Consider the following 22,604-nt stretch of genomic DNA (forward strand, 5'->3'; position numbering starts at 1 on the left):
TTTTGCTTTTGCTTTTGCTGTTACGACTCCCTAATCCCGACTCCCGAATCCCGGCCTCACCGCACCTCGATCTGCACATCCGCCGGCAAAGAACGGATCCGCAGCTCGCCATTTTCCCACTGCGCCGCTTCGCCATTGACCAAGGTGCGCCCGGGCTCGCCCGGATACGGCCACGGCAGCACCAGGCCGCCGCTGGGCACGCGCAGGCCACCGCTGATGCCCAGGGTCAGGCGATTCTTCTGCCGGCGCAGCTGGTAGCTCAGTTCGCCCTGCGGAGTGCGCAGGTCCTGGATCGCGATGCCCTTGCCGTCGAACCAGGCCGCCGGCACGCCGGCCGCCAGCACCAGGCTGTCGTCGATGTCGCGCGCGTAGGCGAACATGTCTAGCGTCGAGCGCACGAAGTCCGACGCCACCCAGGCATGCGGCAGGTCGCCGACGAAGAACGGCTTGCGCGGCGTGCGCGAGACCACTTCGGCCCACTGGTTCCACGGCTGCGGCGCGCGGTCCTTGAAGAAGAACTGGGTCGCGTCCCAGGCCCGTTCGCGCCAGCCCAGGCGCACGAACGCGGCGACGTTGCGCCATTCGTACGGGGTGTAGTCCTTCCACTCGCGCTTGCCGTCGCGGCGGCTGGCGAACTCGCCCCAATAGCGCTCGAAGGTGTTGCCCAGCAGCTGCGGCGGCAGCCGGCCCTGCTCCCCGCCCGGCGCCAGCGCGATGGTCGTGGAGGTGGGATCGAAATCGCCCAGCTCGGCCGAACCGGGCAGGAAATCGATGTGGTGCTGCTGCGTGGCGGTCTGCAGCGAGGCGTACAGGTCCTGGCGGAATTCGTCGCGCGCGGCGGCGAAGCGTGCCGCATCGTCGACGCGGCCGAGCTCGGCGGCGATCTCCACCGCGTCCTTGTAGCCGCGCAGCGCCCAGAAGTTGTCCCAGTACGAATGCATCGGCTTGGCCGAATAGCCTTCGTGGCTGATCGACACCGGCATCATCCCGTAGAACGCCGGATTGCGCGCCCGGTTCTCCTCGGTGCGCTCGCTGAGCCGCAGCTGTTCCATGTACTCGTACGCGGCCAGCACGTGCGGCCACATCTTTTCCAGGAACGCGCGGTCGCCGCTGTAGCGGTAGTAGTCGGCGACGCCGAAGATCAGTTCGCCATGGCTGTCGTTCTCCGGCACCGGATCGCTGCCGCGGTCGTCCACGCAGCACGGCACCATGCCGTTGGCGAACTGGTACGGCGCGTACCACTCCAGGTACTCGCGCGCCACGTCGGCGCGGCCCAGGCGCAGCAGGCCTTCGGAAATCATGGCGCCGTCGCGGATCCAGCTGCGCGAGTACGAGCGCGTGCCCGGCTGCAGGCGTGGCCCGATCCGCGAGATCAGCATGTGCGCCAGCGCGGTGCGCAAGGTGTCGGCCAGCGCCTTGCCCTCGGCCGGGACGCTCAGCTGCACCCGGTCCAGTTTCTCGCGCCACTGCTCGGCCACCAGCTGTTGCGCACGCGCCGCATCGAACCCGGACGGCAGCGCCTGCGCGCCGGTCTGCGGGATCAGCAAGGCCACTTCGCGCACTTCGCCCGGCGCCAGGCGCCCGCGGTACAGCAGCGCGCCCGAGGCCAGGCCGTCGGCGTCGGACGCCTGCTGCGGCAGCGCGGCGCTGTCGGCGGCCAGGCGCTCGATGTCGATGCCGGCGTCGAACGCCGTGGCGTAGGCCGCGTCGGGCTTCTGCACCGCGAACACGCGCGGCTCGCCGTTGACCTGCACCTGGCCGCCGTCGAACGCCAGCAGATGGATCGGACTGACCCCGCCGACAGTGTTGAGGAACTGGCTGGGCGGGTTCACCTGGAACGGCCGCACCGCCAGCGCCAGGGTGTAGTCGTGCGGCTTCTTGCTCGGGTTGCTGAGCCGGTAGCGCGCCACCAGCTGCGCCTGCTCCGGCGTGCCCTGCACGAAGGCGGTGATGCGCAGGCCGGCATTGTCGTGGCTCCAGTCCACGCTGGGGATCGGCAGGTAGTCGTCCTGCAGGCTCTGCGCGGTCTTCACGTCGGCCCAGCTCAGGCGCTTGCCGTCCAGCAGCAGGAACGGCTCGATGCTGAAACCGCCCTTGCCCACTTCGATCGCGCCGTCCTCGCCGACCAGGCCCTGTTCGCGGCCGCCGTCCAGGCCGACGATGGTCCAGTACGGCTGCTCGCCGCTGAAGCCGCGCGGGAACCAGCCGCGGGTGGAATCGGCCGCCACCGACTTGACGAAGTCGTTCGGGGTCGCGGCGAAGGCCAGCGGCTGCAGCGCGATGTCGGCGATGCCGTAGCGGAAGCTGGGGCCGTCCTCCAAGTCGATGCGCACGTAGCGCGCCTCGGTTTCGGGCATCGGCAACCAGTCGGTGCCGCCGTTGCCGGCGGTGACGGTGCGCAGCTCGCGCCAGCTGCGGCCGTCGGCCGAGCCCTGCAGCTTGTAGCGCGAGGCATACACGCCCGGCGCCCATTGCACCTTGGCGCCGCCGAACTCGCGCACCTTGCCCAGGTCGAGCATGATGGTCTGGGTCTTGGCGTTGCCGCTGTACCACACCGTGTCGGGCTTGCCGTCGGCGATGCGCTGCTCCAGCGCCGGCGCGGTGTCGGCGCTGACCTTCACCGTCAGCGGCGAGGTGTCCTGCGGCGGCAGCGGCGTCAGGGTCAGCTGGTCGAAGCACACCGTGCCCTTGCCGCCGACCTGGTTGTAGATGGTGAACTCGACCTGCGCGCTGTGCTTGAGTTCCTTGTCCGGACTCGGTCCCCAGGCCTTGTCGATCTGCCGCTTCTTGAAGCTGACCGTGCTCCACTGCTTGGGGAAGTCGTAGCGCGGCCGGTTGACCCACCACACGTTGTCGCCGCTGGCGTCGACCAGCTTGAACTGCAGGTCGTTGCTCGGCGAATCGCCGCGCAGCTGGAATGCGAGCTGGTAGTTGTCCGGATAGTCGATCGGGATCGCGCGGCGGATCCCGGCGTAGCCGGAAACGCCGTTGAAGTCGTAGTCCAGGCAGATCGCCTTGGCGCGGCCGCCGCTGGCGGCCTGCACCAACCGGGTCGAGGCGGTGACCTGATTGGAGACGACGATCTGCCAGTTGTCGAGATTGTTGAAGCTGTCCAGCGCTACCGGCGCGGTCGGCACCGCGGCAAAGGCCTGCGCCGCCGCCAGGCCCAGGATGGCCATCGTCCACCGTCTGCTCGTCATCGCCGCTCCCGTCATGAACCTCGTCCCCGTTGTGTCGTTGGCTTTTTGCAGGAGGGGGTTCAACCCCGACGCGTTACCGGTACGGCGTCGGGGCTGAAGCCCCTCCTACAGGTGCGCGTCCACCATGACCTGCGAGTCGCACACCCCGCACCAGTGCATACGCCATGCCGTCCCTGGCGAAGCATACCGGCTTCGGACAACCCGGCCTGACCATCGCGGCCAGGCGTTCGGCGCAAGGCGCGCCAATGGCGCTCCATGATCGGCAGAACCGCTGCCATCCATGGCGTAACACTCGCACTCCAGAACGTCCGGCCCGGCCATCCATGGCCGGGCGTTCGGGAACGCGCGAGCCAGTGGCTCGCAAGCGCGTTCCCTCACCCCTTCACGCTACCCAGCAGCAAGCCCTGGATGTAGTAGCGCTGCAGCGCCAGGAACAGCGCCAGCACCGGGATCACCGTCACCACCGCGCCGGCCATCATCATCTCCACGTCCATGATGTGTTCGCGCGACAGCGCCGCCAGCGCCACCGGCAGGGTGTAGTGCTCCTGGTCGGTCAGCACGATCAGCGGCCACATGAAGTCGTTCCACGCGGCCATGAAGGTGAAGATGGTCAGCGTCACCAGCACCGGCTTGAGCATCGGCAGCACGATCTGGAAGAAGATGCGCAGCTCGCCGGCGCCGTCGATGCGCGCGGCCTCCAGCAACTCGTCCGGGATCGAGCGCGCGTACTGGCGCACCAGGAAGATGCCGAACACCGTCGCCAGCGCCGGCACCACCACCCCGCCGAAGTTGTTGACCAGGTGCAGCTGCTTCATCAGCAGGAACAGCGGCAGCATCGCCACCTGCGCCGGGATCACCAGCGCCGCCAGCAGGATCTGGAAGATCCGCTCCTTGCCGACGAAGCGCAGCTTGGCGAAGGCGTAGCCGGCCATGGTGTTGATCAGCAGCGAGCCGAAGGTGATGGCGCACGACACCAGCAGGCTGTTGGCGAAGTTGCGCGCCATGCCGGTCCGCGAGAACAGCTCGCCGTAGTTGGCCAGGGTCGGGCCGGTCGGCAGCATCGGCGGCGGGAAGCGGCTCGCCTGCCCCGCCGGCATGAACGACACCGACACCATCCACAGCAGCGGCGCCAGGCTGATCAGCGCCAGCACCAGCAGCCCGCCGTTGACCAGCAGCGTGTTCCAGCGCGACGCGCCGATTTCGCGGCTCATACCAGGTCCTTCTTGCGGCCGAAGCGCAGCATCACGGAGGTCACTCCCAGGATGATCAGGAACAGCAGGAACGCCACCGCCGACGCGCGGCCGAGGTTCCACCACTTGAAGCCTTCATCGAACATGAAGTACAGCACGCTGACCGTGCTTTGCAGCGGGTCGCCGCGGGTCATCACGTAGGGTTCGGCGAACAGCTGGAAATAGCCGGACACGGTGATCACCCCGACCACCAGCAGCACCGGACCCAGCATCGGCAGGGTGATGTGCAGGAACTGCCGCCACTTCGACGCGCCGTCGATGCGCGCAGCCTCGTACAGGTCCTGCGGGATGCCCTGCAGGCCGGCGAGGAAGATCACCATGTTGTAGCCGAAGTTCTTCCACACCGCGAACAGCATGATCGTCGGCATCGCCCAGTGCGGGTCGCCGAGCCAGTCGATCGGGCCGATGCCCAGATGGCTCAGGCCGTAGTTGACCAGGCCGTAGCTGGTGTGGAACAGGTAGCGCCAGATCACCGCCACCGCCACCAGCGTGGTCACCACCGGCGCGAACAGCGCGGTGCGGAACAGCGGCTTGAACCGCGCCACCGGCGCATTGAGCAGCAGCGCCGCGCCCAGCGAGGCGCCGATCGACAACGGCACGCCGACGATGACGAAGTAGGTGGTGTTCCACAGCGACTTCCAGAACATCTGCGTCTGCAGCAACTCGATGTAGTTGCCGAAGCCGACGAAGCGCAGGTGGTTGCTGTCGGCCAGCGCGTACAGGTCGAAGTCGGTGACGCTCAGCGCCAGCGCCGACAGCACCGGCAGGCCGAAGAACACGCCGATCACGATCAGCGCCGGCCCGGCGAACAGCCAGCCGGCCAGGGAACCGCGCTTCATGGCGCCGCTCCCGCAGCCGCTGCGGCCGCTGCCTGCGGATGCTGCTGCTGGTAGATCCAGCGCCGCTTCTCCAGGATTTCGTCCACGCGCTTGTCCAGGTCCTGCACCGCCTTCTCCTGGCTTTCGCCGCCGCGCACCACGCGCTCGGTGACCAGCCGCATTTCCTGCACGATGCGCTCCCACTCCAGCACCTTCGGCGCCGGCTTGACCCGCTCCAGCTGGTCGCGGAACGCGTGCGCCAACGGATCGTTGGCCAGCGACGGGTACTCCCAGGTGCTGCGCCGCGGCGGCATGTCGCCGATCAGCGCATGGAACCGCGCCTGGGTCTGCGGTCGCGACAGGAACTCGATCAGCTTCCACGCCGCGTCCTTCTGCTGCGACTTGCGGAAGATCACCAGGCTGGTGCCGCCGGCGATGCCGGCGCCCGGGCCGCTCGGGCCCGGCAGCGGCATGGTGCCCCACTGCCCTTTCAGCGCCGCCGGCTCCAGCTTGCGGAACTCGCGGATATTCCACGGCCCGGAGATGTAGAACGCGTAGAAGCCGTTGAAGAATTCGTCCCACACGTTGGAGATCTGGGTCTCGGACATCTTCGGCGCCCAGCCCTGTTCGAACATGTTGGCGTAGAAGCCCAGCGCCTTGCGGAAACCGGGGCTGCGGAAGTTGCCGTAGTTGTTGTGGTCGCGCAGCAGCGGATCGTCCAGCTGCAGGCCCAGCGACAGCTGCTGCTCGAATTCGTTGATCGGCATCAGGATCGCGTAGCGCTTCGGCCCCACGTGCTTCTTCACCGCCGCCATGGCCTGCTCCCACTCGGCCCAGGTCTGCGGCAGCTTTTCCACGCCGGCCTCTTTCAGCATGTCCTTGCGGTAGAACAGCAGGCGCGTATCCACGTACCACGGCACCCCGTACAGCTGGCCGTCGATGACGCTGGTGTCCCAGATGCCGGCGAAGTAGTCCTTCGGATCGACAATCTTGGACTTGTCCACGTAGGGCTGCAGCGGCTGCAGCGTGTCCAGCGCGGCGAATTCGGGGATCCAGGTGTTGCCGAGCTGGCACACGTCCGGCAACCCGTCGGCGGCGAACGCGGTCAGCAGCTTTTCGTGCGCGGCGGTCCACGGGATGTTCTGGATGTCCACGTGGATGCCGGGATTCTCCTTCTCGAACTCCGGGATCAGCTCGGCCACCACCTCGGCCTCGCGGCCCATCGCCCAGAACCGCACCACCTCGCCCTGCGGCGCGCGCGCGCAACCGCACACGGCCAGCACCAGCATGCCCAGCGTCACGTACCGGCGCATCGTCCGCACGGCGCTCATTGCGGATTCTGCGGCTGGCGCTGCGCGGGATTGGGCTGCGCTTCGGCGGACGCGGCGCGCGACTCGGCGATGCCCAGCGCCCGGGCCGTGGCCGCCTGCTCGTCCTTCTTCGGCAACGGCTGGGTCTCGCCCTCCGGGGTCAGCCAGCCACCGCTGAAGCCGGCGCGCTCCAGGCCGGTCCGCAGGTACTTGTTCTTCTTCATCACGTTCCAGACGAACTCGTTGCGGTAGTTGGCGATCATGGTGACGATCGCGCCCTGGTCGATGCCGATGTAGTCGCCGGCGACCCAGCCGCGGTTGGGCAGCATGCGCCCGGTCTTGAGCGGGATATCGTAGTTGAAGCTGGGATTGAACGAATCCAGGAAGCCGTAGCTGGAATAGATGTAGTCGCCGAAGCGCTTGTGCATCTCCTGGGTCGCCGGGATCACCACTTCCGGCGCGAACACGATCGAGGACACCGCCGCGGTCGGCGCGATGGTGCCGTCGTCGAAGGCTTCGAACAATCCGGCGCCGCGGGTGCGGTAGTGGAAGAACTGGCGCTGTTCGCCGCGGTAGTCCTGGGTGGTGTTCTGCGGGCCGTCGCTGGCGGTCAGGCCCCACACGTTCTCGCCGTACTCCTTCCACTTCATCGGATTGTCGATGGCGTACTCGCGCTGCGCGAGCGTGGCGCGGCGGCTGTTGAGGAAGTAGTCGATGCCGTGCTCGCGCATGTACTGGTCCTGGATGTCGCGGAAGTCGATCCAGACGTGGTTGTACTGGTGCGCGAACAACGGCCCGAACGCCAGGTATTCCTGGCCGTAGTACACGCCCCAGTCCTTGTTGTAGGTGCGGGTCCACTCCAGCCACGCATCGGGTTCCACCGGATGGGTCGGCGAGCCGAGCGCCAGCAGGTAGACCATCATGCCTTCGTTGTAGCCCATCCAGTCGTGCTGGATGAAGCCGCGCTCGGGGTACCAGCCCATCGTGATCAGCGGCGTGCGCTGCTGCATCCACTTCCAGTCCACGCGGCGGTACAGCGTGTCGGCGATCTGGCGGATCTCCTTCTCGTCGGCGCTGTCGCCTTCGTAGTAGGACTGCGCGAACAGCACGCCCATCATCAGCAGCGCGGTGTCCACGCTCGACAGCTCCACCCACTGGTCGTAGCGCAGGCCTTTCTGCATGTCCAGGAAGTGGTAGTAGAAGCCCTTGTAGCCGGCGCGGCCGGTGCGCTGCGGACCGACCGGCACGTCGCGCAGGAAGCGCAGCGTGGTCAGGGTGCGTTGCACCGCCTGCTCGCGGCTGATCCAGCCGTTCTCGTAACCGATCGGATAGACGGTGAGCGCAAACCCGATCGAGGCGATGCTGGCGAACGGGCGCGACGGGTAGCGGTCGACCGCCAGGCCATTCTGCTCGTTGGTGGTGTCCCAGAAGAACTGGAAGGTGCGCCGTTCGATGTCGTCGAACAGCGGCGGCAACTCGGGTTTGACCAGCTTGGGGGGAAGTTCCGCTTCGATCAAGATCACTTTTACCGGCTTCTTGTCCGCTACGGAGGGCTCCTCGGTTTTCTTGCAGGATGCCAGCAGCGCTGCCGCCGCCAGCAGCAGGACCAATGGTGAGCGTGCGACGCTGCCCAGTTTCATGCCTTCGACACCCCTGTGAAATCGTTTACATGCATGTGCGAAATTATCCTACTTCCCGCCTCGCCGCGACCACCCTAAACGTTCCGGGGTGGCCGCGGCAAAGCCTTTACCAATCCAGGCCCAGCGACAGCTTCGCGGTACGGGTCGCGTACTGGTCGTAGCCGGTATAGGTCCCGCTGTCCCAATCGACGCTGTACGAGTCGTAGTTCTTCCAGTTGAAGACGTTCAGCACATCCAGGCGCATCTTCAGCTTGACGTTGGACCCGGTGTCCCACACCTTCTGCGCCGCCAGGTCCAGCTGCTTGATGCCCAGCGTGGTGTCGGGATGGAACTGGCGGATGCGGCACTGCCCGTCCGACGGGCAATAGGTGGTGTAGTAGTACTCCGGCGTGGACAGCGTCAGCTTGCCGGAGAACGTGGTGTCCCAGGGACCGTCGGCGACGCCGCTGATCACCAGGCGGTGCCGCGCCACGCCGCCGGAGGTGAACCAGCCGTAGCCGGAGAGCGTCGGGTAGTCCAGCGCATAGTGCTCGCCGAACTGCCGGTTCTCTTTGGCGTTGCTGTAGGTGTAGGCGAAGTTCACGCTCCACGGCGACTCGGACGTGTACGGCTTCTCCAGGCTCAGCAGCAGCGAGTTGTTGCGCGTCTCCAGACCGTTCATGCCCAGGATCAGCGACCCGTAGCCCGGCACGCCGTAGTCCCACGGCGAGCCGGAAATGGTGCCTGCCTCGAAGAAGCTGCCGTCCGGACGCCGGTTGCCCAGCAGAAACACCAGGCCGTCCTTGGACACGATGCGCTGCAGGGTCACCGAACTGTTCCAGCCGTAGCCCAGCATCTGGAACGTGTCGCGGATGCCGAGGCTGAACTGATCCGAATACGGCACCTTCAGGTTGTTGGCCAGCAGGTCGACCTCGCGGCCGGCCGCCGAGTTGTTCGCCACCAGCCCGTCGAGCGTGGACTGCTGCAGCAGCGAATCGTCCCACTCCAGGCAATTGTTGACGCCGACCGTGCACGGATGCGCGGCGGTGTTGACCGAATAGCCGTAGCTGCCGTAGGTGGCCTTGGTCTGCTCCAGCGCCAGGTAATCGAACAGGTTGCGGTCGTAGGAGCGCCCGGCGCCGCCGAACAGCACGTGCTTCTGGTCGCCGGTCAGATCATAGGAGAAGCCCAGGCGCGGCTGCCAGGCATCCTTGAACGCATGCCGGTTGCTGCCGTCGCTGATGTAGTTGGAGATGTCGATCCCGCCCAGCGCCAGCGTCTGCGCATAGGTCTGGCCAGTCGGCGCGTTCGGATCCTGGCTGTAGATGGCCGCCACCACGTCCGGATCGGTTACATAGTTCAGGTAGCTCGGCGTCTTTTCGTAGTCCCAGCGCAGGCCCAGGTTCAGGGTCAGCCGGTCGTTGACCTCCCAGTCGTCCTGGAAATAGATGCCGAACTGCTTGTTCTTGGACGTCAGCGTGCCCTGGCTGGTGCCGGTAAGGCCGGAGGCGAAGCTGATGTAGTACGGCACCGAGGTGCTGTCGTTGATGTCGTAGTAGTACTGCGGGTTGTATGGCTGCTGCTCGAGCGTGGTCAGCTCGACCTGCTTGTACTTCACACCCATCTTGAGGGTGTGGCCCTCCCAGCCGGAGAAGGTCAGGTCGTCCTGGAAGGAGTGGCCCGTCTGTCCCTTGTGCTGATAGCCGCCCGAGCCGGCGCCGGTGGCCAGGATCACGTTGCCGGTGTTGCCCGCGCCGTCGGTCAGCACATAGCCGTCGCCGAAGTTCTTCGGCTCCAGCGACCAGAACGCCTTCTCGTAGGTCAGGTGCGCATCGTTGAGCCAGTCGCCCATGGTCAGCTGCCAGCGCAGGTCCACCCGGGTTTCGTCCACCTGGTTTTCGGTGGCATAGGACTCGGTGTTCTGCGCGCCGACGTTGCCCAGGCCGGTTTCCTCGCGGCGCTTGGCGGTCAATTCGAGCAGGTTGTTGTCGTCGATCGCCCAGTCGATCTTGCCGAAGTACAGGTCCTCGTGGAACGGCACGGTGCTGTTGCGCACCGCCGACTGCACCGACGCGGGCAGTTCGGACACGGTGTAGCCCTGGCCCGGATACACGTCCTGCGGCGCGGAGTAGTCCTTGCCTTCGTAGGTCACGAAGAAATGCGCCACGTCCTTGACGATCGGGCCGCCGAACGAGAAGCCGTACTGCTCGTCCTTGGAACGGTCCTTGCTGCCCTGCGCCTTCTCCGACTCGCGCGCCGCGCGCCAATCGGAATTGCTGTAGTCCCAGAAGAAGCTGCCGTGGAAATCGTTGCCGCCGGACTTGGTCACCGCCGACACCGCCGCGCTGCTGAGCTGGTCGTACTCGGCCTTGTAGTTGGAGGTGATGACCTTGTATTCGCCGATCGCCAGCTGCGGGAACGGATTGCCGCGGCTGGAGTCCTGCCCGGTGATGCCGCCGGCCAACACGTAGTTCTTCTGGCCGACGCCATCGATGAACACATTGATGTTGTTCGCGCTCTGCGCGCCGGACTGCAGCTTGGTCGAGCCATCGCTGGGGCTGGTCTCGAACACCATGCCGGGCACGGTATCGGCGAAGGCCAGGAAGTTGCGCGAGCTCTGCGGCAAGGCCTCGATCTGGCGCGTGGTGACGTAGGTGGCCACCTCGGAAGTCTTGGTTTCCACCGCCAGCGGCGCGGTGACCTGCACCGTGTCCAGGGTGGTGGCGCCGCCGCCAGCGGCAGTGCCGGCGCCACCGGCGGCGAGATTCAGCGTCGCCGCCTGGCCGACCTGCACGGTGATGGTCTGGCTGCTGGTGCTGTCGCCCGCCTGCACGTCGACCCGGTAGGTGCCCGGCGGCAAGCCCGCGACCGAATAGCTGCCGGACGCCGTGGTCTGGACGCTGCGGCTGAAGCCGGTCGCCAGGTTGGTCGCGGTCACTTTCGCGCTGCCGGCAGCGGCCGAATCGGCCGTCACCTGGCCGCGAATGGTGGCCGCGGTGCTCTGCGCGAGCACCGGCGCGGCGGCAAGCAGCAAACAGCCGGCCAGTGCGCAGGCAAGTGCGCTGCGTTGCGGCCGGCACGTCGATTGGATGGAAATTTTCATGAAACCCTCCCGGGGTTGTTCATGTTCTGGTTGCAGGGAAGAGCGAATTGGCCGAATGCAAGAAAGAAAAATCCAACAAGTGACGCATCATCAGCAGCGACACGGGCAGCGACGACGTTGCGCGGCCCATGCTTTTCCAACGTTTCCACCGGCACTACCCACCACGCGCGGCAAGGTCGCACTCGGATCGCCGAACGCGGGTTCGCGCTGCGGCGGCACCGTTCCTGCGACAACGCGCTGTTTCGACCTCGTGCGCGCCCCGGCAATCGCTTGCATCCACGCTTGCAACATGTCCCTGCAACCGCCGCGGCCCCCGAACGGTGTCGGGAGCCGCGGCCGCGGCATCACCAGTTCAGGCCGAACGACAGCTTGAACGTGCGCATCGGCGACGCCAACACGCCGTTCGCGGTGCCGTACGACGTGTTGAGGTCGTCGTAGGTCCCGGTGTCGGTGTTGTAGTCGGCGTAGTTGGTCCAGTTGAACAGGTTGATGACGTCGGCGCGCACGTTGAACTTGATGCCCGCGCCGGTATCCCATTCCTTGTTCGCCGCCAGGCTGAATTCCTTGTAGCCCAGCGTGGCATCCGGCTTGTACTGGATGATATAGCACTGGTCGTTGCCGGCCAGGCAGTTGGTACCGTAACGCGGCGTCTGGCTGGCCAGCGACAGCTTGCCCGACAGGGTGATGGCGTACGGCAACTCGTAGATGCCGGTCACCACCAGGCGGTTCTTCGGGATGCCGCCGGCCTCGCGCCAGCCGTAGCCGGCCATCGACGCCTGGTCCAGCGCGTAGTGCTCGCCGTACTGACGGTTTTCCTTGGCGTCGGAGAAGGTGTAAGCCACGGTCAGGCCCCAGCCCGACTCCTTGTCGTACGGCTTGTCCAGCTTCAGCGCCAGCTGGTTGTTGCGCGTTTCCAGGCCGTTGGTGCCCAGCACGATCGCGCTGTAGCCGCTCGGCGAATCGGTCGGCACGCCGGACGTGGTGCCGGGCAGGAAGAACGAACCGTCGGCACGACGGTTGCCGCGCAGGAACACGAAGCCGTCCTTGCTCACGATCCGGCTCAGGGTCACGTCGGTGTACCAGTCGTTGCCCCACAGATGCACCATGTTGCGCATGCCGAGGCTGAACTGGTCGGAATACGGCACCTTGATGTTGTTGTCGATCAGGTAGATCTCGCGACCGCCGCCGCCGGTGTTGCTCGACGCCAGCCCGTCCAGGCCGGCCTGGGTGGCGTAGCTCTCGTTCCAGGGCACGCACGGGTCGCCCAGGCACGGGGTCGCCACGCCATTGTTGTTGACGCTGTTGAAGTAGTAGCTGTACGACTTGAAGCTGTTGTTGAGCTGCTCCAGCGCCAGGTAGTCGAAGATGTTGCGGTCGTAGGCACGGCCGGCGCCGCCGTAGATCACGTGCGCCTGGTCGCCGAACAGGTCGTAGGAGAAGCCCAGCCGCGGCTGCCAGGCGTCCTTGAACGCCTTGCGGTTGTGGCCGTTGCTGATGTAGTTGGAGATGTCGTAGTTGGCGTTGTCCAGGTTGCTCCAGTTCTGCAGCGCGCTGGCGACGTCGGCCGGGGTCACGAAGTCGAGGAACGAGGGGGTCTTCTCGTAGTCGTAGCGCACGCCCAGGTTGAGCGTCAGGTGCTCGTTGACTTCCCAGTCGTCCTGCAGATAGATGCCGTACTGCTTGTTCTTGGACACCACCGAACCGCCGCTGGTATCGCCCCAGCGCACCCGGTACGGCGTGTCGGTATCGGTCAGGATGTTGTAGTAATACTGCGGATTGGCCGGATTGATCTGGGTCGAATCCAGCTCGATGTCCTTGTACTTGAAGCCCATCTTGACCGTGTGGCTGCCGTGCCAGTCCATGCTGTTCAAGGTCAGGTCGTCCTGCAGGGTCCAGCCTTCCTGCCCCTTGTTCTGGTAGCTGCTGCCGGCGCCGGCGGTGAGGATGGTGGTCTCGTTGCCGGCCTGCGGCACGTACGACAGCACGTAGCCGCTGCCGTTGGTCAGCGGATTCTGGGTCCAGTACGCGCTCTCGTAGCTCAGGTTCAAGTCGTTGAGGAACGCGGCGCCGGTGTACTGCCAGCGCAGGTTGGCGCGCTTCTCTTCCTGGCCGTTGCTGCTGCCGTGCTGGTAGGTGGTGGTCTCGCCGATGTCCGACAGCTCGTCTTCCTTGCGGTACTTGCCGCTCAGCTCGAACAGGCTGTTGTCGCCGATGGTCCAGTCGATCTTGCCGAAATACAGGTCTTCCTTGAACGGGGTGCTGTAGGTGGTGACCAGCGGCTGCAGTTCGCTCGGCAGCTGATCGACGCGGTCGGCATAGATGCCGCCCGGGATCACCGTATTGGGCGTGGTGTATTCCTTGGCCTCGTAGGCGATGAAGAAATGCGCGCGATCCTTCAGGATCGGGCCGCTGAACGTCGCGCCGTACTGGGTTTCGGAGAAATCGTCGCGCTTGCCGGCTTCGCGTTCCAGCGGACTCTCGGCGCGCCAGTCGTCGTTGGTGGTGTCCCAGAAGAAGCTGCCGTGGAAATCGTTGCCGCCGGACTTGGTCGAGGCGACGATCGCCGCGCTGCTGACCTGGTCGAACTCGGCCTTGTAGTTGGAGGTGATGACCTTGTACTCGCCGATCGCCGACTGCGGGAACGGATTGCCGCGGCTGGAGTCCTGGCCGCTGACGCCGCCGGTCAGCACGTAGTTCTTCTGGCTGATGCCGTCGATGTAGACGTTGGTGCCGTTGGCCGAGGTCGCGCCGGAGCGCACCGTGGTGTTGCCCTTGGCGTCGCGCTGGAACTGCACGCTCGGCACGCTGTCGGCCAGTTCGAGGAAGTTGCGCGTGGCCTGCGGCAGCTTCTCGATCTGCACGTTGGAGATGTAGGTGGCGTTCTCGGAGGTGCGGGTCTCCACCAGCACCGGCGGCGCGGTGACCTGCACCGCGTCGAGCGTGGTGGCGCCTTCGGCGCCGGCGCTGGCGGCCGGTGCGGCGCCGCCGAGGTTCAGCGTCGCGGTCTGGCCGACCTGCACGGTGACGTTCTGCGAGGTGGTCTGGCCATTGGCGGTCAGGTCGATGCGGTACGAACCCGGCGGCAGGCCGCCGACCGCATAGCTGCCGTTGTTGACCTGCACGGTGCGCGACAGACCGGTCGCCAGGTTGGTCGCGGTGACCTGCGCTTGCGCCGACGGCGCCGACTCCAGCGCGACCTGCCCACGGATCGTGGCGGCGGTGCTCTGCGCGAACGCCGGTGCGGCGCTCAGCAGCAGGCAGCTGGCCAGCGCACAGGTGAGAAGCTTGCGCGCAGGCCTAGCCGCGGTCTGATTACGTTGATGCATGAAAACCCTCCAGGTTGGTTCTTAGTTGTTGTAGCGACTGCGTAAACAAGGAAAAAAGTGCAGCAAGTGAAGCGTTGAAAACAGCATGGCGACAGCGGCGTCGGCGACGTTGCTCCTCCTATTTCTTCGTGACGTTGCGACTGGAATCGCGCACGACGAGCAGCGGCGTCAGCGTCTGCCGCAGCCCCTCGTCGTTTCCCGGTTGATCGATCAACTGCAGCAGGCGCCGCATCGCCTGCTCGCCGAGGCCGGCGATACTCACCTGCATGGTGGTGAGAGACGGGTGAACGAAGCGCGCCAGCGGGATGTCGTCGAAGCCGGCCAGCGCGATGTCGTCGGGCACGCGCACGCCGGCCTGGGCGAAGGCGTACAGGCAGCCGAGCGCGGTCATGTCGTTGGCGGCGAACACCGCATCGGGCAGCGTGCCCGACTGCAGCATCGCCTGCCCGGCACGATGGCCCGAGGCTTCGTCGAACTGTCCGGGAAACTCCTGGCCCTGCGCCTGGCCCGGATGCGCGGCGATCGCGTCGCGGAACCCGCGCAGGCGTTCGCGCGCATCGAAGTTCAGGTCCGGGCCGCCGACGAAGGCGATGCGGCGATGGCCCATCGCCAGCAGGTGCTCGGTCATCGCCATCGCGCCGGCATGGTCGTCGATGCTCAGTACCGGATACTCGGCGCCGGGCAGATAGGTGTTGATCAGCACCGTCGGCAGCGCCTGCGGCAGGTTGTCGGTGAGAAAGCCGGGACGCTCGGCGTACGGCGACAGCACCAGCAGGCCGTCCACGCGCCCGCGCATCGCGCGCAGCGCGCGGCCCTGCTCTTCCGGATCGCCGTGGTAGCTGGACACCAGCAGATGCTGGCGGCGCGCGCGCGCCGCGCCGTCGATGCCGCGGATCAACTCGGAGAAGAACTCGCCGTACAGGTCCGGCAGCACCACGCCCAGGGTCTGGGTGCGGCGGCTGCTGAGGCTGCGCGCGGCCGCATGCGGGCTGTAGCGCAGCCGCTCGGCCACTTCCAGCACCAGCTTGCGTACCGGCTCGGCGACGTTCTCGTGGCCGTTGAGCGCACGCGACACCGTGGCCACCGATACCCGGGCCTCGCGTGCGACATCTTTGATGGTGACCGCGCTCTTCGCCATCGTGCCGCCCTCCGCGGCCGAGACATTGAGAAACTGGCGCGGACTGTAATCGTTTTCAGGACGAGGCAGAAGCCTTTTGTTATTTTTTCAATAAAAACGTTTCAATTCAAACACTTGACCCATTGCAAAATCGCCAAAATCATGACGCGCCGCAGCATAATGACGGCCTGGATCCCGCTTTTTTCGGCTGCCGCGGCATGCGCGCGGCACTGCGGACGGTCCGCCGCGAGGCCCTGCGCGACGGGTCAGGCGGCCTCGCGCGGCGCCTCGGCGCGGATCGACAGCGCGTGGATGTCGCTCTCCATCATCGTGCCGAGCGCGGCGTAGACCGCGCGGTGCCGGGCCAGCGGCGCCATGCCGGCGAAGGCGGCACTGACGATGCGCACATTGAAATGACCGCGCCCGTCGCGCGCCCCGGCGTGGCCGGCATGGCGGTGGCTGTCGTCCTCCACTTCCAGCGACTGCGGCGCGAACGCCGCCTGCAACGCGGCGCGGATGCGCGTGACCCGGCTCGCGGCCATCTCGCCCACGGCAGGCCCGCTCACGGCAAGGTCTTCCGGAACGGCCGCACTTCGACCCGCGCGTAGACGCCCGCAGCCACGTACGGATCGGCCTCGGCCCAGGCCCGGGCCTGCGCCAGCGAGTCGAACGCCGCCACCACCAGGCTGCCGCTGAACCCGGCCGGACCCGGGTCCTCGGCGTCGATCGCCGGGCACGGACCGGCCAGCAGCAGGCGGCCGGCCTCCTGCAGAGCTTCCAACCGGGCCAGGTGCGCCGGCCGTGCCGCCGCCCGCCGCGGCAGCGCATCGGCGCCGTCGTATCCCTCGATCACGTACCACATACCGCCACCCGCCTTTCGTTTCGCGTATGAACCCCGCACAATTCTAGCGCCACGGCGCTGGACACCGACCCGGCTGGCGCATTACCCTTGGTTCCATTGCACGCGGCCGGATGCAGCGGCCCGTCGGTGATTGGCTCCCCCAGCCCCTTCCGACGACCGATTCGCTGCCTGACACCGCCCGCGCAGACGTCCTCCTCAAGCTGTTCCGTCGCCGCGACTCGTGCGGCGTACGCCTTGTGTCCTGTTGAAGTGTGGATCGCGTTGCGGGGATGACGCGACGTGAACTGCAGTACTGCTGGCAAGGCCCCGAGCCGGATCGCCCCTGCCCGGCCCTTCGCTACCGCAACACCTGATGTACCTGACGTCCAACTGATGACCTCCGAACTCGCGCTCGACGCGAACCCGCCAATCCAGCAGACCGCGCCACAGCAGCAGGAAATGCCGCTGGCGGTGGTGCATGGGCAGCCGGTCCTGCAGATCCCGCAGGACCTGTACATCCCGCCGGATGCGCTGGAAGTCATCCTGGATGCGTTCGAAGGCCCGCTGGACCTGCTGCTGTACCTGATCCGCCGGCAGAACCTGGACATCCTGGACATCCCCGTCGCCGAGATCACCCGGCAGTACGTGGACTACATCAACGTGATGCAGGAGCTGCGCTTCGAACTGGCGGCCGAATACCTGGTGATGGCCGCGATCCTGGCCGAGATCAAGTCGCGGATGCTGCTGCCGCGGCCGCCGGCGCAGGAAGGCGAGGAAGCCGATCCACGCGCCGAACTGGTCCGCCGCTTGCAGGAGTACGAACGTTTCAAGCAGGCCGCCGAGGACATCGACGCGCTGCCGCGGCAGGACCGCGACACCACGCCGGTGCAGGCGCATGTGCCCGACCGCGCCGCGGTGAAGCTGCCGCCGCCGGTGGAGCTGAAGGAAATGCTGCTGGCGCTGTACGACGTGCTCAAGCGCGCCGAGCTGTTCAGCGGCCACGCGATCAAGCGCGAGGCGCTGAGCGTGCGGCAGCGGATGGGCGATGTGCTGAGCCGCCTGGACGACGGCCGGTTCTACCGTTTCGAATCGCTGTTCAGCGCCGAGGAAGGCAAGCTGGGCGTGCTGGTCACCTTCCTGGCCTTGCTGGAACTGGCCAAGGAGCAGTTGCTGGACATCGTCCAGGAGCCGATGGACCAGGTCGTTCGCAATGGCGAACGGCTGCCGCTGGCGCCGATCTACGTCAAGTCGCTGGCGCTGGGCAACACCAACGAACCGCTGCAGTTCAACAGCGAGTTCGACGATACCGACGCCGCCAACGACCCTACCTGAGTTTTCGAAGACCCCCTTACGCATGGATCAAGCGCTGATCAACCGCATCGTCGAGGCCGCCCTGCTCGCCGCCAACCAACCGCTGCCGCTGGCCCAGCTGCACGGCCTGTTCCCCGAGGACGAGCCGGCGCCGCCGGGCAGCATCGAGCGGGCGCTGGAGCAATTGCGCGAGGCCTGCGCCGGGCGCGGCGTGGAACTGGTGGAAGTGGCCTCCGGCTTCCGCTACCAGGTCAACAGCGAGGTGCACCCGTGGGTGGCGCGGCTGTGGACCGAGCGCAAGACCCGCTACACCCGCGCCACGCTGGAGACCCTGGCGCTGATCGCCTACCGCCAGCCGATCACCCGCGGCGAGATCGAGCAGGTGCGCGGCGTGGCGGTAAGCAGCAACATCATCCAGGCGCTGGAAGAGCGCGAGTGGATCCGCGTGGTCGGCCACCGCGACGTGCCCGGCAAGCCGGCGCTGTTCGGCACCACCAAGGGCTTCCTCGACTACTTCGGGCTCAAGCGCCTGGACGAACTGCCGCCGCTGTCGGAACTGAAGGACATCGGCGAACTGGAACCGCAACTGCAGCTGGACCGCGACACCCTGCCGGTCGGCGACATGGCCCAGGCCGGAGCGGCCGATGCCGACACCGATGCCGACGCAGCCACGTCGGCAGCGGATGCCGACGCGGCCGACGCGCCGCCTGCCGAGGCGAGCGACGAAGACAACGGCGCCACATCCGATCCGGATACTGCACCGGATCCGGACGCAGCACCGGCCGAAGCCGACAGCGCAGCCGATTCCCACGCGGCCGACGACACGGCGGCCGCACACAGCGATACCGAAACCGAACGCGAGACCGATGCAGACGCCGCCACGGCGACTGCCTCGTCTGCAGACACCGCCCCGACGGGCGAACCCGAAGCCGCGCCGGGCGAGCGCGCGGCGGATGCGAACGAAGCCGAAGACAACGCCGTCGCGACGACGACCGTGGCTGTTGACGATGCCGATTCCGAACCACAGGCCGACGCACCCCGCGCCGGCCGGAGCCAAGTAAATGAGTGACACCTCCCGCAAGCTGTCGTTGAACAAGCTCTCGCTCAAGCGCGATGCCGCCGGCGAGCAGCCGAAACTGGAAGAACGCCTGCACAAGGTCCTGGCGCAGGCCGGCCTGGGGTCGCGCCGCGCGCTGGAGCAGCGCATCGCCGACGGCCTGGTCAAGGTCAACGGCGAGGTCGCGCAGACCGGCATGTCGGTCAAGAGCGGCGACAGGATCGAGCTGGATGGCCGCAGCTTCGTCGCCAGCGCGCTGACCGAGCCGGCGCGCGTGCTGATCTACAACAAGCCCGAAGGCGAAGTGACCACGCGCGAAGACCCCGAAGGCCGCCCGACCATCTTCGAGGCGCTGCCGGCATTGAAGGGCGCGCGCTGGATCGCCATCGGCCGCCTGGACATCAACACCACCGGCCTGCTGCTGCTGACCACCGATGGCGAGATGGCCAACGCGATGATGCATCCGTCCTACGAGATCGAGCGCGAGTACGTGGTGCGCGTGCGCGCCCCGGAAGGCGAGGACAAGGTGCCCGACAGCATGGTCGAGCGCCTCTCGCGCGGCGTGCTGCTGGAAGACGGCGGCGCCAAGTTCGACGAGATCGAACGCATCGGCGGCACCGATTCGCACGACTGGTTCCGCGTCGTGGTCAAGGAAGGCCGCAACCGCGAAGTGCGCCGGCTGTGGGAATCGCAGGGTTGCCAGGTCAGCCGCCTCAAGCGCACCCGCTACGGCAAGGTGGGCCTGCCGCGCGAGCTGCTGCGCGGGCAGTCGCTGGAGCTGGCGCAGGACAAGGTCGAGGCGCTGCGCGCCGAACTGAAGCTGGAAGAAGGCACCCCGTCGGCGCTGACCCTGCAGCCGGTGATCGGCCAGCGCAAGGCGGCCAAGGCCACCGTGCAGGTCGGCCGCGGCGGCAATGCCTACGTCAACGGCCACAACGTCGCCGACGAAGGCCGCGAGCTGCGCCGCTTCGACAACTTCCGCGAGGACCGCGGCCGCGGCCGCGGCGGCAAGAAGCCGCACGGCGGGCTGACCGTCAGCGGCGAGATGGCCGCCCAGCAGGCGCAGAAGCCGTTCAAGCAGCGCACCCCGAAGGGGCCCAAGCCGCTGCCGGACGGCAACCCCGCCGCGTTCCGCACCTGGTACGTGCCCGACGGCGTCAGCACCGGTCCGACCGGCCACCGCAATGCCGGTCCCACCGCTGCCCGTGGTCCGGGCCAGGGGCAAGGCCAGGGTCGTCCCTATGGCAAGCCGCGCCCCGCCGGCGCCGGTGCCGGCCAGGGCGCAGGCCAGGGCCGCGGCGGCCAGGGACAGGGCCAGCGCAAGGCGCACCCGTACGGGCACCCGGGCAATGCGCCCAGCTTCCCGTCCGACCATGCCAACCCCGGCTTCAGCCCGTACGGCGCGGCGCCGCGCTCTGCGCGTCCGGCCGGCCCGCGCGCCGACGGGCAGAAGCGCGGTCCGGGCGGCCCCGGTGGTCGTCCCGGCGGCAACCGCCCCGGCGGCGGGCGTCCGGGCGGCGGCGGTCGCCCCGGTGGCGGCAACCGCGGTCCGCGCGGCGGCGGCTGAGTACCACGCGGCCGGCACCCGCTGCCGGCCCAGCAGCCAAGACCAAGGGCGCCTGCGCATGCGGCGCCCTTTTTGCTGGGCGCAAATGCGGCAGGCGCTGCCGGATCTCGCCCGCCAAGGCGGCCAGCGGGAGATCGAGCAGGCGATCCCGTCGCAGACGCGCGCCGCGGTGCCGCCGGCCAGGGCGTGCCGTCGGTTGCCGAGTCAGTCGCCGGGTCTGCCGGGGCGCCGGCCGACACTGCGTCGCAGCGCCCGACTGGCGCTCGGGTCGTCGAGCCGCGCGGTGTCGGCTGGCACCCGACAAGCCCAATCCACAGGGCCGCTGTTGCGCGTGCGCGCTGCCGCATCAGCGCTCTGGCACGGACGTGGTTCCCTTGCTGGCTTTGCCCCATGCACGCGCAAGCGCGGCGCGACCTGCTGCCACGCCCTAAGGCGAGCCTGCCCGGCATTCCTGGCTGTAGGCCACGGCGTAGGATTTCTCCATGCACCGCGCCAGCCCTTCGACGACGTCCGCATTCGGCGGCCAGCGCATCTTGATCACCTGCCCATCCTGCATCGGCAGCTCGATGACTCCATCCTTCAACGGCGGCAGGTCCGGCGACGGCGGCACCGCGTCCAGCGCCTTCTTCGCCGCTGCCAGGCCCTTCTGGTCGTGGGCGAGGAACGCCATCGTCGCATCGACATACGGATTCCATCCGGCAGGATCCTGCGACGCAGGCTTCTTGGACGCCTGCATCAGCGCCATCGCGGCGGGATAGTCGCCGGCGAACGCGCGCAGCTGTCCCTCATGCCAATAGAGAAGACTGGCGTCGTCGGGATGCGCCTTCCTGTAATCGCGGATCAGATCGGCAGCGGCCGTTTCGCAGCCGGGACGCGCCGCAATGGCGCGCCAACCGCCGCCGCCATCGCGCACGTCCTGATCGAACTGCTGCTGATCCAGGGCCAGCAGCCTGGGCCTGTCGATCTCGCAGGCTTGCATGCCCTGCCCGGCTGCAGACACGTCGCGCGCCGACAGCAGCGCCATAAACACAACGGCCAGCCCGATCCTGCTCATCGATCGCCTCTCCTGCCTGCGGCATGCGCATCCGCCGGATGTCGGTGGCGATCTTGCCACGGCAAGCGGCTGGCTACGAACAAGCGTTCGATGCGATAGGTCTTGGTCCGCACAGCCGGGACATGACGCGCATGGCGCCAAGGGCTGCTGCGGCATCCGCGCATGGCCGCACGCCCGAGGCGCCGATGCGCAAAAGCGGCGAAGCCGATATCCTGGGCGTCCTGAGCTGCCCACTTCCGCGGCGGCGCCTCTACCGATCGGAGATTCCATGTCACGGAAGATACTGCTGCCCCTGTTGATCGCCGCCGTGCTGAGCCTGGGCGCGTGCAAGAAGGTGCAGGAAGAAGTCGCCGCCGCGCAGAACCCCTACCCCAAGAGCTCGCCGCTGCACGAGCCGTTCGACCGCATGCTGCGCAAGCTGGTCAACGATCCGCGCTATGTCGCGCTGCTCAAGCAGGGCGACAAGGCGCAGGCGCAGCGTGCCGGCTTCGAACTGGCGCAGAAGGGCATCACCCGGCTGGACCATGCCACGCTGGAACAGCGCCTGGAAATCCTTGCCGCGGTCAGCGAAAAAGTGGACGTGCCCAAGTGCGCGCTGCTGGCCCGCGGCGGCAACCCGAACGACGCGCAGGCGATGAGCGCGGCGATGCTGCAGGGGCTGGAGACGCTGCCGCCGGCGCAGATCGATCAATGGTTCGAGATTTCGCTCAAGGCGACCGATGCGCAGTTGAGCAACACGCCGCCGCAGACCGTGGCGCCGGCCGATGTGCAGGCGGCGATGACCAGCCTGATCGGCGCCCTGCCCGCCGATCAGCAGCAGCGCCTGGTGAAGGTGCTGCCGCAGATGGCGCAGGCCAGCGACGCCGACGCCTGCTGGGCCGCGCGTACGCTGTACGCGCAGGCGCTGGCCGCCAAGGAACCGGTGCGCGGCCAGCTGGCCTGGGTGTTCGCTCAGCAGTGAGCGGACCTGCCGGCGCTGCAGCCTCCTGCGGGAAGCCGCCTCGCCCTGGCGCCGCTGCGATCGCAGACGG

Annotated in this window: 15 protein-coding genes; 4 read left to right on the top strand and 11 right to left on the bottom strand. The window is 67.4% G+C overall.

The genetic code is table 11. The features are described 5' to 3' along the window. Positions 1 to 56 precede the first annotated feature (56 nt). The 10 genes from AB8810_RS14565 to AB8810_RS14610 all read right to left on the bottom strand — a co-directional run bounded on the left by AB8810_RS14565 (position 57) and on the right by AB8810_RS14610 (position 16,605). On the bottom strand, positions 57 to 3,200 hold the full coding sequence (locus tag AB8810_RS14565; protein WP_369914033.1) for a discoidin domain-containing protein: 3,144 nt from the start codon (positions 3,198 to 3,200) through the stop codon (positions 57 to 59). Positions 3,201 to 3,574: 374 nt separating this feature from the next. Then, positions 3,575 to 4,411: a carbohydrate ABC transporter permease gene (locus tag AB8810_RS14570; protein ID WP_191824603.1), complete on the bottom strand. Its 837-nt coding sequence runs from the start codon at positions 4,409 to 4,411 to the stop codon at positions 3,575 to 3,577. Then, entirely contained in the window at positions 4,408 to 5,289 is an 882-nt protein-coding gene (locus tag AB8810_RS14575) for a carbohydrate ABC transporter permease (RefSeq protein ID WP_369914034.1), read from the bottom strand. The genes AB8810_RS14570 and AB8810_RS14575 overlap by 4 nt, the downstream gene beginning before the upstream one ends. Beyond that, positions 5,286 to 6,599, bottom strand: a complete 1,314-nt coding sequence (locus AB8810_RS14580) for a sugar ABC transporter substrate-binding protein (RefSeq protein WP_369914035.1) — start codon at positions 6,597 to 6,599, stop codon at positions 5,286 to 5,288. The genes AB8810_RS14575 and AB8810_RS14580 overlap by 4 nt, the downstream gene beginning before the upstream one ends. Further along, on the bottom strand, positions 6,596 to 8,218 hold the full coding sequence (locus AB8810_RS14585) for a glucoamylase family protein (protein WP_179563996.1): 1,623 nt from the start codon (positions 8,216 to 8,218) through the stop codon (positions 6,596 to 6,598). Before AB8810_RS14585 ends, AB8810_RS14580 begins: the two co-directional genes overlap by 4 nt. A gap of 106 nt (positions 8,219 to 8,324) precedes the next feature. After that, on the bottom strand, positions 8,325 to 11,300 hold the full coding sequence (locus tag AB8810_RS14590) for a TonB-dependent receptor domain-containing protein (protein WP_369914036.1): 2,976 nt from the start codon (positions 11,298 to 11,300) through the stop codon (positions 8,325 to 8,327). Between the two features lie 344 nt (positions 11,301 to 11,644). Next, positions 11,645 to 14,626, bottom strand: coding sequence for a TonB-dependent receptor (locus tag AB8810_RS14595; RefSeq protein ID WP_206257146.1), 2,982 nt, complete (start codon positions 14,624 to 14,626; stop codon positions 11,645 to 11,647). A gap of 118 nt (positions 14,627 to 14,744) precedes the next feature. Continuing rightward, positions 14,745 to 15,764, bottom strand: coding sequence for a LacI family DNA-binding transcriptional regulator (locus tag AB8810_RS14600; protein ID WP_179563991.1), 1,020 nt, complete (start codon positions 15,762 to 15,764; stop codon positions 14,745 to 14,747). 245 nt (positions 15,765 to 16,009) lie between these two features. After that, positions 16,010 to 16,285: a BolA family transcriptional regulator gene (locus AB8810_RS14605; RefSeq protein WP_206257219.1), complete on the bottom strand. Its 276-nt coding sequence runs from the start codon at positions 16,283 to 16,285 to the stop codon at positions 16,010 to 16,012. 20 nt (positions 16,286 to 16,305) lie between these two features. Then, the gene (locus AB8810_RS14610; protein ID WP_369914037.1) at positions 16,306 to 16,605 is read right to left on the bottom strand and encodes a YciI family protein; all 300 of its coding nucleotides are present in this window, start codon (positions 16,603 to 16,605) and stop codon (positions 16,306 to 16,308) included. Between the two features lie 372 nt (positions 16,606 to 16,977). Between AB8810_RS14610 and AB8810_RS14615 the strand changes: the two genes are divergently transcribed. The 3 genes from AB8810_RS14615 to AB8810_RS14625 are packed head-to-tail and all read left to right on the top strand — an operon-like array spanning position 16,978 to position 20,519. Further along, positions 16,978 to 17,916, top strand: coding sequence for a ScpA family protein (locus tag AB8810_RS14615; RefSeq protein WP_179563987.1), 939 nt, complete (start codon positions 16,978 to 16,980; stop codon positions 17,914 to 17,916). Positions 17,917 to 17,938: 22 nt separating this feature from the next. Continuing rightward, complete coding sequence (gene scpB, locus AB8810_RS14620) at positions 17,939 to 18,964, top strand: SMC-Scp complex subunit ScpB (protein ID WP_369914038.1); 1,026 nt, start codon at positions 17,939 to 17,941, stop codon at positions 18,962 to 18,964. After that, on the top strand, positions 18,957 to 20,519 hold the full coding sequence (locus tag AB8810_RS14625) for a pseudouridine synthase (protein WP_369914039.1): 1,563 nt from the start codon (positions 18,957 to 18,959) through the stop codon (positions 20,517 to 20,519). The genes scpB and AB8810_RS14625 overlap by 8 nt, the downstream gene beginning before the upstream one ends. 427 nt (positions 20,520 to 20,946) lie before the next feature. Here AB8810_RS14625 and AB8810_RS14630 read toward each other — a convergent pair whose 3' ends face one another. After that, positions 20,947 to 21,573 (bottom strand): hypothetical protein, encoded by a 627-nt coding sequence (locus tag AB8810_RS14630; protein WP_206257140.1) that lies wholly within the window; start codon positions 21,571 to 21,573, stop codon positions 20,947 to 20,949. Positions 21,574 to 21,841: 268 nt separating this feature from the next. Between AB8810_RS14630 and AB8810_RS14635 the strand changes: the two genes are divergently transcribed. Then, positions 21,842 to 22,534, top strand: a complete 693-nt coding sequence (locus tag AB8810_RS14635; protein WP_179563981.1) for a hypothetical protein — start codon at positions 21,842 to 21,844, stop codon at positions 22,532 to 22,534. The last annotated feature ends 70 nt before the right edge of the window (positions 22,535 to 22,604 follow it).

The sequence above is a fragment of the Xanthomonas sp. NCPPB 3005 genome, assembly GCF_041228095.2.
Classification (GTDB): Bacteria; Pseudomonadota; Gammaproteobacteria; order Xanthomonadales; family Xanthomonadaceae; genus Xanthomonas_A; species Xanthomonas_A bonasiae.